This window comes from Vibrio sp. 10N.261.52.C2 (genome assembly GCF_041471425.1).
GTDB classification, from domain to species: domain Bacteria; phylum Pseudomonadota; class Gammaproteobacteria; order Enterobacterales; family Vibrionaceae; genus Vibrio; species Vibrio crassostreae_C.
In genome coordinates this window covers 1-12,083 of sequence record NZ_JBFROH010000033.1, presented here as the reverse complement: position 1 = coordinate 12,083, position 12,083 = coordinate 1, and the positions used below count along the sequence as shown (strand labels likewise).

9 protein-coding genes are annotated in these 12,083 nt (G+C 43.5%); 6 read left to right on the top strand and 3 right to left on the bottom strand.

Annotated elements, in window-relative coordinates:
* The first annotated feature begins 184 nt into the window (after window positions 1-184).
* The 3 genes from AB4307_RS13780 to AB4307_RS13770 all read left to right on the top strand — a co-directional run bounded on the left by AB4307_RS13780 (window position 185) and on the right by AB4307_RS13770 (window position 1,726).
* Window positions 185-499 carry a DUF496 family protein gene (locus AB4307_RS13780; RefSeq protein ID WP_004742367.1) on the top strand — a complete coding sequence of 105 codons (315 nt, stop codon included), beginning with the start codon at window positions 185-187 and terminating at the stop codon, window positions 497-499.
* Window positions 500-696: 197 nt separating this feature from the next.
* Complete coding sequence (locus AB4307_RS13775) at window positions 697-1,323, top strand: D-Ala-D-Ala carboxypeptidase family metallohydrolase (RefSeq protein WP_372132088.1); 627 nt, start codon at window positions 697-699, stop codon at window positions 1,321-1,323.
* A 166-nt stretch (window positions 1,324-1,489) separates the two neighbouring features.
* Window positions 1,490-1,726, top strand: coding sequence for an SMP domain-containing protein (locus tag AB4307_RS13770; RefSeq protein ID WP_017061772.1), 237 nt, complete (start codon window positions 1,490-1,492; stop codon window positions 1,724-1,726).
* Between the two features lie 31 nt (window positions 1,727-1,757).
* On the opposite strand, the gene AB4307_RS13765 is transcribed toward AB4307_RS13770, so the two are convergent.
* Window positions 1,758-4,349: an ATP-binding protein gene (locus AB4307_RS13765; RefSeq protein WP_372132116.1), complete on the bottom strand. Its 2,592-nt coding sequence runs from the start codon at window positions 4,347-4,349 to the stop codon at window positions 1,758-1,760.
* A 965-nt stretch (window positions 4,350-5,314) separates the two neighbouring features.
* Here AB4307_RS13765 and AB4307_RS13760 point away from each other — a divergent pair.
* The gene (locus AB4307_RS13760; RefSeq protein ID WP_372132086.1) at window positions 5,315-6,751 is read left to right on the top strand and encodes a glyceraldehyde-3-phosphate dehydrogenase; all 1,437 of its coding nucleotides are present in this window, start codon (window positions 5,315-5,317) and stop codon (window positions 6,749-6,751) included.
* A 239-nt stretch (window positions 6,752-6,990) separates the two neighbouring features.
* Here AB4307_RS13760 and AB4307_RS13755 read toward each other — a convergent pair whose 3' ends face one another.
* Window positions 6,991-8,046 carry an FAD-binding oxidoreductase gene (locus AB4307_RS13755; RefSeq protein ID WP_371720947.1) on the bottom strand — a complete coding sequence of 352 codons (1,056 nt, stop codon included), beginning with the start codon at window positions 8,044-8,046 and terminating at the stop codon, window positions 6,991-6,993.
* A gap of 101 nt (window positions 8,047-8,147) precedes the next feature.
* The gene (hcp, locus tag AB4307_RS13750; protein ID WP_017068651.1) at window positions 8,148-9,809 is read right to left on the bottom strand and encodes a hydroxylamine reductase; all 1,662 of its coding nucleotides are present in this window, start codon (window positions 9,807-9,809) and stop codon (window positions 8,148-8,150) included.
* 273 nt (window positions 9,810-10,082) lie between these two features.
* Here hcp and AB4307_RS13745 point away from each other — a divergent pair, with 273 nt between their 5' ends.
* Entirely contained in the window at window positions 10,083-10,313 is a 231-nt protein-coding gene (locus AB4307_RS13745; protein WP_017061777.1) for a hypothetical protein, read from the top strand.
* Between the two features lie 53 nt (window positions 10,314-10,366).
* Window positions 10,367-11,530 carry an alpha/beta hydrolase gene (locus tag AB4307_RS13740; protein WP_017061778.1) on the top strand — a complete coding sequence of 388 codons (1,164 nt, stop codon included), beginning with the start codon at window positions 10,367-10,369 and terminating at the stop codon, window positions 11,528-11,530.
* Window positions 11,531-12,083: the final 553 nt, after the last annotated feature.

The following is a 12,083-nucleotide window of genomic DNA, read 5'->3' as shown; positions in this document are numbered from 1 at the left end:
TATCAATGCAGTATCTACATGGGATACTAACTTGAACGGTAAGATAAAAACAATCACACATCAGCGAGAGTGACGAATAATTAAACAACCTTACTTTTGCTTTGATCTAAAGACTGTTACATCATCAATTGATGTGCTTTAATCAGAAGCAGACAACGTATTTGACGAATAGGAAAAGGAATCTATGAGCAGCGTATTTGAAATTGTTAACCAAGCACGACGTAAGAACAAACTTAAGCGTGAACTTTTAGACAACGAAAAGAAAGTTCGTGACAACCGTAAGCGTGTCGACCTTCTTGATAACCTACTTGATTACATCAAGCCAGAGATGACCCACGACGAGATCCTAGGCATTATCAAAAATATGAAAGCTGACTACGAAGACCGTGTTGATGACCACATCATCAAGAGCGCTGAGATTTCTAAAGCTCGCCGTGACATCAGCCGTCGCATTCGTGAACTGACAGAAGAAGACAAGCAAATCCAAGGTAAGAAGTAATCTAACCTCGCTAATTTACTTGTAACAATGTTAGTAACCCACTCTTAGTAGTGGGTTTTTTTTACCTAAACTCCAGCGTCTATACTTAAGCATCTAAACCTAACCGTCTAGGCTTAAGCGTACCTAAGCAAAATGAATGAAACTCAACAGCAGTATCAAACTAAATAACGAGTGTACACTAGCGATGGAGAGACTTTATGTACGGAAGTATTCTGATAACCTTGGCGTTATCAACGACACAACCTTACCCTGAAAAATTTGAGAAACTTTATACCGAAGAAACCGAAATCACTTATGACGATCTCGTGGTCGATGTTCATGGCTACAAGGTTCCGACCCGATCAGCATTTCGAGGTTGGATGCTCCTTAATCACGCTCAAGACCAAGTGAGAGCAATCGGACAACAACTCAAGGACAATGGCGTTACTAAGAGCATGCCTCTGCATCTCGTTCTATTGCAAGGGACGGATTGGGCAATGAGTAATACAACCTTGTTTACCCTCCCAAATAAGAAACATGTGCCAAACATGATCAATACCCTGAAGTACATACAACAATATATTGAGCCTGAAATCGGTGTTGTTATACCAGTATCTGGAGAGCGAACCGATATCTACAATCAACAAGCTGGTGGTGCACTGCGAAGTAAGCACTTAGAGTTTTGTGCCTTAGACCTAGTGCCTGCAAATGACATTACTCGCGAAGATCTACACGTGAAACTTAAAAATATTCATTCGGAATTCGGGCAAAAAAATAATGTTGGGCTTGGTTTATATTCAGGTGTTCGATTCCACATCGATACTTGTGGGTTTAGACAATGGTAAAGAAACACGATCAAGTCATAAAGACCTGTAATTCGCACGTGTCACTTAGACTCTAAAAACAAGCGAAATTACATAAGATTATGATTTTAAATGTAAATTAAAACTGGAACGCTAATTGATATTAATAACAAGTATCATAATTATTAATAGCAATTAGGAATTCAATATGAAGACGATGACTCAACGCTTTCAAACTCTGCTTTCTGTTTCAAACTTCAGTCTAGCTATCACAACCTTGCTTATGCTTCTCAGTATTATTGTTGCTTATCCAATGGCCGATCACTTCTCACTGCCAATTCAAATCGTCGCCCACATCAGCACCATCTTAGTCGCAGCCTTGCTGAACATCAGCTATGTCGGTCGTTGCCTTGCACAATACAACCTTGGATTGGAAGTTCGTTAAGTAGCGCCGCGCTAGCCTTGATACGGGAGCCCTAGACAATATCAAGGCTACTGAAAAGATCGTACAGCTGGTGAGATTTATAGGGTTTAGGTAAGTAGGCGTTCATACCGGCTTCAAAACAATCTTTGATGTCTTCTTCTAGAACACTGGCGGTTAAAGCTATGATGGGTAATGGTGTGACTTGTTGATCGGCTTCCCACTGACGTATCGCACGAGTCGCCGTTATGCCATCCATAACAGGCATCATGCAGTCCATTAAGACTGCATCAAACTGAGCACCCTGGGTGATGACATCCACCGCTTCTTGGCCATTACTGGCAATCAAATATTCATAACCCGCTTGCTCAAGGAAGAAGCTCGCTATTTTTTGATTCATCAGATTGTCTTCAACGATCAAAATGCGTCGATTCAGAGAGCGAACTTCTTCATCTTTTGCTTCCACTTGAGGCGTTTGCTCTTCGCCCACATCGAGAGATTGTAAGCTGGTTAAGAAACGTCGGCCCAAGAATGGCAAGGTATGAGTCGAGTGGACCGTTTCTCTGATTAGGTTGGTTTTAAATAGGTGATGCTGACAAACGATGACGCGAGCAAGAGGATATATCACCTTCAACGTCGCAAGATCTTTTTCCATAGAGTGGTGCAAGGTATGACAATAAAGTATGAAGTCACTTTCTTTTACACTTTCACTAAGAGCAGCAATGGATGACACCACATTGGCTCGAACATTCAAACGCTCACACTCTTTAACGAGCTGATCGAGGTAATTGAAAGAGTTCGAGATGATGGTCGCTCGGCTCAGGTTATCGAAAGTTTGAACAGGCGCTTCTACAACATCGACATACAAACAAAAAGTGAATGTAGAGCCCTCTCCTTTCACTGAACGCGCGGTAATGTAACCACCCATCAAATCAACAAGCTGTCGACAAATCGCAAGCCCTAACCCCGTACCGCCAAATTGACGGGTAATGCTGCCATCTTCTTGAGTGAAAGGTTCAAATATGGACTCTAACTTCTCGGGCTCAATCCCAATCCCGGTATCAGACACGCTGCATTCAAGCTTGCCCCTGCCCATAGACATAGGTGTATAAGCAATGTCAGTTGTAATTGTGCCCTTAGACGTAAATTTGATGGCATTAGAAAGCAGATTGGTCAGCACCTGTCTCACGCGGTACTCATCGAAAAACAGTTGTGACGGCGTTTGATAATCGATATTGATGTCGAGCTCAATATCCTTACTTATCGCTTTCGACTGAATCACACTCACAGAGTCATAAACCGCTTCTCGCAAATCAGCATTGTGTGGTGACAACATCAAGTTACCCGACTCGATTTTAGACAGGTCGAGTATGTCATTCAGCAGCACCAGTAAAGAGTGAGAAGACGATTCGATATCCCCCAGTACTTCTTGTTGATTTGGGCTCAGTTGGCTTTGAGATAAGATCTCAGCCATGCCAATGATCCCGTTAAGTGGCGTGCGTATTTCATGTGACATATTGGCTAAAAATGCGCTTTTGGCTTTATTGGCCGAAATCGCGTCTTCTTTTGCTGTTATCAACTCTTTATTGTGAAAGTAGTTACGCTCCATCACTCGATTTAGAGTTTCAGTGAACTCGGTGAGTTCATCGTTCCCTTGAATCTGAATCACCTTAGGTTCACCGTAGCTATCTGCGCATTCAGATACCCCTCTTAGGATAATCGATAAGTTTCGATTTAAGCGAAGAGACGTTGCTACACCGAGCCACAACAACACACCTGAAATGGCAAGAATAAGCAAAGTCATGATCAGGGTTTGCTTTTTTTGTAGCGCTATATTGTTGGTCAGATCAAACTGTAATTGCTTGGTATAAGCACCCACTGCCTTTGAAATCGCCAACTTCTTTCGTTCTAAACCTTCCACATGTTCATATATTTCAGGTGAAGAGAAGTCACCTTTGAGGATTCGATCGGTAAATCGGTTTTGAAATTCATCTTTAGAAAACGTATTTAGTAGCTTTCTAATTTCAGGCGAGCGACTACCTGATCGGAAAAACGTATCTAATAATTGCAGCTGCCTTTCTAAAGCACCAACATAACTCAATAAATATTGATCAATCAGCTCCGGAGAGCGATACAAACGGTAACTCAGCCACGCTTCTCGCTGAGTCCAGAACACATAATGAGTAAGATTGATAAACATCGCGTTAGCTTGACTGACTTTTTCATCCACAATGTTAATACGATATTCAGATAGCTCCATTAACACGCCTTTTAACAAGTCGAAGGCACGCTCTGTCAGTTGCGTGTTGTTATCAGTAACCTGTGACGCGTCCCTGTTAATACTGGAGGTTACACGGGCGAGTCTCTCTAATACGCTCTTAAGCTCAACCAGCTTTGGTTCAACAGTCCAATTACTGTCGAACTGTTGAAGCTGTTTCTCGTATTGAGCTAGCCTAGTCAAATCAGTTTTCAGTTTTAAAAGCAGCAGACCTTTCTCTGAAGAGTCATTAGACAGAACCAACCATCGATAAGCATCACTTGAAATCGTATTAAAAGATTGAAGCGCTTCAACCTTAATACGGGTTGTTTCAAGGTGATTCATCTTCTTTTCGTTCTTAAGCACTTCATTCACTGTAAACCCAAACATAATGAGTACAGAAACCGTAGAAAGAAAAATAAGACGCCATCTAATTGACATATTTATCATTTTTATAACTACTCCCTTCCCGAAAGTAATTTACCTAGCCCAGATTAAGGATAGGACATTAACAGGGGGTTATTGATCAAATTGGATATGAACAAACGTTACTCTGAGCCCAGAACGAAAAATTAGAACCAACTGATATCCAGAACGGAGCTTTAAAGCGGAGGAGTCTGCTTTACTAAGTGAGATTGAGACAAGCCGATTTTAGACAAGTGAACGTTACGTGAGAGAGGTCTACTCGAGGAGGTTTCTACAAATGAGATGTAAGCAAGCGAGGTTTTAGTGAGCAAAATGTAAACAAAAGACGTTTTCTCCAGTTATTATCACCGGCATAACAAGTACACATCCACATTCTGCGGCTCAACTAGACTGTGAATAATGACTCTGCGTGCTAACAAAGTGGATAGTTAGGTTAAAATTGTGACATCCAATCGTTTGCGTGATGCACTTTTCACACTCAAGCTAGGCTTATTCAAAGGTCGAACATCAATACTCGTTAATTCCCTTATTTATCGTTTACTGTTTACGTGTAACTTGAGTTAACGATCACACCTTTAATGTTCAATATAACCTGTATTACATATTATCCTTTGAATTGAGTATTTTTTGACGAAAAATAAGTGCTACAGATTGTTAAAGTAAATAGTCTTTATCTACGTTCAAATCTTGATTTTTGGCTAATACAAAGTCAATTTACAGATATTTTGTCTGCATTTATTTTTCCTAGCAGAATAACCAGTCGTACCTTACAATCCTGCCACATAAAAATTACAAGTTACACACAACGCATTCAAGCAGAATTAAGTGGCACTAAAGACCACCGCTTGATAGCTCAACCCCCTATGCTGATTGGCTTCCCTACAACCGCCATGACTGCAGAAACTTAACGTGAAAGGTCCCGAGTAAAGATGAGTCCCGAAAAGCACCTCCTAGACTGGCAAACTAGTCAAACTATTGCTGAATCCATCGCTCCAACTTTAGGTCAGTTATACCGCCAAAAAGGCGTAGAAGTTATCCTCTTCGGTAAGACCTTAGTTAACGCAACTACTATCGACATCATCAAAGCTCACCGCATCGCAAAACGTTACACTGGCTCACCGCTAACCGCGGAACAAACTCAACCAATTATCCAGCATCTACTATCAATGCGCTTGTCTCCATGCCGCGTTGATGTTGGTCGTCTTGCGCATTCATTCTGGCAAGATCGCGAAGACACACATGGGTTGGATGATTTCCTACAAACTGCACTTATCGAATCGCTTGAAGGCGATGCAATGACAGAACCTCGTGACGTTGTATTGTACGGTTTTGGTCGTATTGGCCGACTGCTAACTCGTCTGTTGATCGAGAAAAGTGGCCCGGGGTACCCACTGCGTTTACGTGCAATCGTTGTACGCGGCGGCAAAGATGGCGACCTAGAAAAACGTGCAAGCCTGCTTCGTCGTGACTCTGTACACGGCCAATTCAACGGCAGCATTGTTGTAGACCAAGAACGCAAAGCGATCATCGTTAACGGTAACTTCATCCAAGTTATCTACGCAAACAAACCAGAAGAAGTGGATTACACGGCTTACGGTGTTGAAAATGCACTTGTGGTTGATAACACAGGCGTATGGCGTGACGCGGAAGGCCTGAGCCAACACGTTGCGTGTAACGGTGCGAAGAAAGTGCTACTGACTGCACCTGGTAAAGGCGACATCAAGAACGTGGTATTTGGTGTGAATGAAAATGTTATTCAGCCAGAAGACACCATCATCTCTGCAGCAAGCTGTACTACTAACGCAATCACGCCAGTATTGAAAGCGGTTCACGACAAGTTTGGCGTGCTGTCTGGTCACATCGAAACGGTGCACTCATTTACCAATGATCAAAACCTAATCGATAACTTCCACTCGGGTGATCGTCGTGGTCGTGCTGCATCATTGAACATGGTACTGACATCGACTGGCGCTGCTAAAGCAGTATCAAAAGCGATGCCGGAAATGGAAGGTAAGCTAACAGGTAATGCGATTCGCGTTCCTACGCCAAACGTTTCAATGGCAGTTGCGAACCTAAACCTTGAGAAAGGCACAAACAAAGAAGAGTTGAACGAGTACCTGCGTGAAATGGCGCTGTCTTCTGCTTTGTCTGCACAAATTGATTACACAGACTCGACTGAGATTGTATCTACCGACTTGGTTGGCTCTCGTCACCCAGGTGTGGTTGACGGTGTGGCGACTATCGCACAAGACAACCGTGCCGTGCTGTACATTTGGTACGATAACGAGTTTGGCTACAGCTGCCAAGTTGTTCACTGTATGGAACAGATGATGGGTGTACGCTACAAGACATACCCAGAAGTTTAATTAACTTCGCTCTTGTAGATACGTCCATCGCAACAAGCTCCACAACATAATAACTATATCTGCGAAGTCTGTATGGACTTCGCAACCCCTTTTGTTTTACTCCCCCGTATAAACAAGAGGGTTGCCACTTAGATCTGCTCTCTCTAACTGATCTAGGTGGCCTTTTTACATCTAGCGCCCTAACTTTTATCGCTATAATAAGATCTTGTCTTCATCACTCTTGCACAGCTTTACGTCTGTTATAACTCAACCTCAACATCTGACTGAATCGAGCTTGAACATGCAAGCACGTAGCCCTGTTCAATCTGCTCTGGCGTCAATGTTTCTTGGCTGCTTGATTCCACAGATCCTTTGGTCACTTTGCATTTACACGAACCACAAATCCCACTACGACAAGCGATAATAATTGGAACGCCTGCTTTTTCTAATGAATCCGCCAATGGTGTGCCAGTTTCCGCTTCAACTTCAGCGCCGAACGCAGGCACAAATACCTTAACAGCACTATTCGTATCGTCAGCAATTTCGGCGTTTGACGCTTCTGATTGAGCATCCTGAGTAGCAGGAGTAAAGCTTTCTTGATAGAAGTTATCCATGTTGAACTCAAGCTCTTTCAGATAACTCTCAATATCTTGCATGAAGCCGACAGGCCCACACAGGTAAACCGTTCTATCTAAGATATCTGGGCTCAGTTTCACCAACCAGTTTTTATCTAAACGACCTTGAGGGGCGGTTGTTCCTTCGTTGTCTTTTAACAGCAGTTTTAAGTTGAAATTCGCATGTGATTCATCGAGCTGATGAAGTTCTTGAAAGTAGATAGTCTCAAGCTTGTTGCGTGCCATGTGGACGAAATCAATCTCAATGTCACTGTCTTGAGACAGCCAATATTTTACCATCGCCATTACGGGTGTAATGCCACAGCCCGCACTCACTAGCGTTACTTTCTTTGTTGCCGTTGGCATGCAATCAATACAGTTAAACGAGCCTGCCGGCTTCAACACAGAAACCTCGTCACCTTCATCAAGCTCATCAACAATAAAGTTCGAAACCAAGCCACCTTCCACACGCTTGACCGTCAACTTCAGGCGGTTATCTTCGGGGCAAGAAGCCACGGAATAAGCACGGTAATCCGTTTTCGTCGGCATATCTAAACCCAAGGTGATGAACTGACCGGGCTTAAAATTGAAATGTAAATCTTGTGGAATACTGCCAAGCTCAAAGCTGACCGTATCTGGCGTCTCGTGCCATTTCTTTAAACACACTAAATTGATTGAATCGCTATCCGACCATGCATACATAGTTCACACACCTCACTGATACTAAAGAATTAAATCTAAAAAGCCCCGCCGCTGCACGTTCCTAGAGAACAGCAACAACGGGGCTTGGGAGTGGGCTTAGATTAAGCTGCTAAGATTGTTTTAAGATCTTGCTCTGGCGTTGAGATAGAACGCATATCGAACTCGTCTTGAATAATCTTTAGTAGGTTTTCAGTTAGGAATGCAGGCGCTGTTGGGCCTGTGTAGATACCTTTCACACCCAGTGCGAACAGAGTAAGCAGGATAACGATCGCTTTTTGCTCGAACCAAGAAAGAACAAGTGTTAGTGGTAGTTCGTTGATGCCACAATCAAACTCTTGAGACAGCGCAAGAGCAAGCTGAATCGCTGAGTATGCATCGTTACATTGGCCAACATCGAGCAGACGTGGAATACCGTTAATGTCGCCGAATTGGTTTTTGTTGAAACGGAATTTACCACATGCCAATGTCAGGATTACTGAATCTTCTGGCGCTTGAGCTGTGAAATCTGTGTAGTAGCTACGTTCAGATTTGTCGCCGTCACAACCACCCACTAGGAAGAAGTGTTTGATGTTGCCTTCTTTCACTTGTTCAACAACCGCAGGCGCTGCTTCCATCAAGGCGTTACGACCAAAACCGACAGTGATCATTTGCTCGATCTCGTCATGCTTAAAGCCTTCTTGCGCAAGAGCACAATCGATCACTGCACTGAAATCGTCACCTTCAAGGTGAGCAACACCCGGCCAGCCTACGATGCTACGCGTAAATAGGCGGTCAGCGTACGAGCCCACATCTGGGTTAAGCAGACAGTTAGATGTCATTACGATCGCACCTGGGAAGTTCGCAAATTCTTTTTGCTGGTTCTGCCAAGCGCTGCCGTAGTTACCCGCAAGGTGTGGGTACTTGTTTAGTTCAGGGTAGCCGTGTGCAGGTAGCATCTCACCGTTGGTGTAAACGTTAATGCCCTTGCCTTCCGTTTGTTGAAGGATCTTTTCTAGATCATGCAGGTCGTGACCAGAAACAAGGATACAGTGACCTCGCTTCGTCTTCACATTCACGGTTGTTGGTTGAGGGTGACCGAAGGTATCTGTCTCGCCTTTATCCAACATTTCCATGACCTTGTAGTTCATTAAGCCGATCTGCATAGACGTATCTAACAGTTGTTTTAGGTCTGATGGATCTGTACCTAGGAACGCCATGATTTCATGGTATTCAGCGAAAATAGCATTATCAGTTTGACCAAGAACACGTGCGTGCTCCATGTAAGCTGCTGCACCTTTTAGACCGTATAGGCAAAGAAGGCGAAGACCAATCACATCTTCGTGTTGAGAGTCGTGACCACGGTTTACCGCCGCTTGAGGGGCAAGCGCCAATAGCTCTGAAGAGTCCGTTGGAAGGTCGAATTGAGCAGCAGCAGAAAGCGCTGGGATCTCAAAACCAATCAATGTCGCTGCCGCGCGAACCTGTTGCTCTAAACGCTGCTTGAATTCATGGGACTGTTGTGCGAATTCGATGATACGAGCAGGGTCGAAGTTAACGTTGGTTAGTGTTGCGAAAAACGCTTTTGGCGCCCACTCGTCGATTTCAGTATCAATAACATCACACGCACGGCCCAAATTGGCCCAAAAAGAAACACCTTGAAGAGAATGCACCAACACGTCTTGAAGGTCGGATACTTCCGAAGTTTTACCACACATACCTTGTGCGAAAGAACAGCCTTTTACGGTTGGGGTTTGAATTGTTTGTTCACATTGAATACAGAACATATAAGGGCTCCAGTAATTTTTATTAACTGTAAGTACTTTGCTTACAGTGACTTATTCCAACCCCTATAGAGCATCAAGCGTGCCAACTTTTAACATATTGATTTTATTAAACTTAGTTTTATTCCATGTTTTTAGTGCGTGATTATGACTACATATAAACTCCCTAACAGCACACATCCGTGTCATAGTGACTCTCAGAGATTTATTAACGGCGTTCATGTTTCGTTCAGAATAGAAGCGATAAAGTAACAACATAGAAAAAGAGGAATGAATATGAAAAATATATTAGTTACGATTGTTGCATTGTTTACTGGCCTTTTGGCGTTATTCACAAGCTTGATCCTTGCTATTCCTTTAGCTATTGCAGCTTTAATTACTGGCAAGCGCATTCAGAATCAAATGAAGAAACAAGGTTTCGCAGCTCATATGAACACTCGTCAGTCATCAACCAATGATGCCGGTGTTATTGAAGGTGAATACGAAGACCTTTCAAGCAAAAAGTAACCTAAACTTTAGTTTCAGACATAGTGAAAGCACAACAGAGACAAGATTACATAATGCAAAGAAAGCCCCTCCTAGCACTGCTGGCCTTAACGACTTTAAGTCTCGTTGGTTGTTCCAACGAGACACCGATACCCGCTTACGAAACATCTCCAGACTTGCCTAGCTATCAGCAAGACAGCTTTGATGCCTACGTCAATGACACACAAGATTGGTTATTGAAAAACCGCGTGTTCATGACGGAAGACAAGCAACTCGAGATCCAACTCAATTCACCAACCGAGTATCAACCAACCTCGCCAAACGGCAAGGCGGTATTATTGGTTCATGGATTAGGCGACTCACCTTACTCATTTAAAGACATCGCTACCCATTTGGCAGAGCAAGGTTACTTAGTGAGAACCGTATTACTTCCGGGTCACGGCAGTCGCGTGGGTGATTTAATGCAGCCGAGCCTAGAAGATTGGCAAGGTGTGGTGGCTCATCATACGAAGTTACTTGAGCAAGAGTATGATTCTGTTTGGCTAGGCGGCTATTCAACCGGCGCGAACCTCGTGACTTCACAGGCGATGAACGATCCAAAGATCTCTGGGTTACTGCTGTTCTCACCTGCGTTTCAACCGAGCTCGTCTGCCGTTCAATACGCGGGACTAGCAAGCTACTTTGTCACTTGGGCGGATCAAGATCCTGAAGACAATGTGTTGCGTTACAACTCGTTGCCAATGAATGGTGCATCGGTTTACTACGAGACATCAGAAGTCGTACGTGGTGACTTACAAGATAAACACTTCGATAAACCAGTTTTTATTATGATGAGTGAAGGCGACAGCGTGATTGACACCAACTACGTTCAGCAAGCCTTTACTGAATCTATGCCGAATCCAAACAATGTGTTGGTTTGGCAAGGAGAGACGACTCTCGAGGATCCTCGCGCTGTTCAGTACAGCATGAAGATCCCAGAGCAACGCATCTCGAACGGCTCTCACATGGGCTTACTGTTCTCACCAAACAACCCTTATTACGGAATCAATGGTAGCGAGAAGATTTGCTCCAATGGTCAGGCAGAAGGGTTTGAAGAACAATGCAATGCAACCAGTGAGGTTTGGTACTCAGCTTGGGGCTATCGTGAAGAAGGGAAGAACCATGCGCGTTTGACCTACAACCCCTACTTCTCAGACTCGATGGCGAAGCTAGATGCCGTACTGAACTCTGAAGGCTAATAAGCTCAAGTCTTCCAAAAGCTAATCCAGAGAAATCAAAAAGGCTCACTAGATAACGTCTAGTGAGCCTTTTTTAATGAGTGTCGTTTCTGGTGAACGTCTAGGGTCTGTTGACCTTTAGAGCTGATTTTTGCAGCACTTTGTGGGAAATTTCTACAAGGCAGAGGCTTTGAAGTGTAGCTAGCCTACATGAGAAGCCGATAACGCAGTAGAAATGAACCACAAAGGCTGCCCGAAGGGTTCGGCTAGAATCGTTTTATGCTTTGTTAAGAAGTATTAACTTAGAATGACTAGGCTACATACTCCTTGCCGCGCCTAAAACGATTCTATCTCGAACAAAATTTAACCACTAAAAGTTAACAGACCCTCATAGACAGGATCTTAAGAGCTAACTTGTTTATTTAGATAGAAAAAAGGCTTCATTTATGATCAGATAATCGTCGCCAAACAAACTACCTACATCAATAGTGAAGCCGATGACGATTATCTCCTTACAGAAGCAATTTAAGCAATTCTTTAATGCTGACACCCTCCAAAAAATGGCGAAAAGTAC

Coding starts and splice junctions, on each gene's coding strand:
- AB4307_RS13745 (WP_017061777.1), top strand. CDS start 10,083: ATGAAAAATATATTAGTTACGATTGTTGCATTGTTTACTGGCCTTTTG.
- AB4307_RS13775 (WP_372132088.1), top strand. CDS start 697: ATGTACGGAAGTATTCTGATAACCTTGGCGTTATCAACGACACAACCT.
- AB4307_RS13765 (WP_372132116.1), bottom strand. CDS start 4,349: ATGTTTGGGTTTACAGTGAATGAAGTGCTTAAGAACGAAAAGAAGATG.
- AB4307_RS13770 (WP_017061772.1), top strand. CDS start 1,490: ATGAAGACGATGACTCAACGCTTTCAAACTCTGCTTTCTGTTTCAAAC.
- AB4307_RS13740 (WP_017061778.1), top strand. CDS start 10,367: ATGCAAAGAAAGCCCCTCCTAGCACTGCTGGCCTTAACGACTTTAAGT.
- AB4307_RS13760 (WP_372132086.1), top strand. CDS start 5,315: ATGAGTCCCGAAAAGCACCTCCTAGACTGGCAAACTAGTCAAACTATT.
- AB4307_RS13780 (WP_004742367.1), top strand. CDS start 185: ATGAGCAGCGTATTTGAAATTGTTAACCAAGCACGACGTAAGAACAAA.
- AB4307_RS13755 (WP_371720947.1), bottom strand. CDS start 8,046: ATGTATGCATGGTCGGATAGCGATTCAATCAATTTAGTGTGTTTAAAG.
- hcp (WP_017068651.1), bottom strand. CDS start 9,809: ATGTTCTGTATTCAATGTGAACAAACAATTCAAACCCCAACCGTAAAA.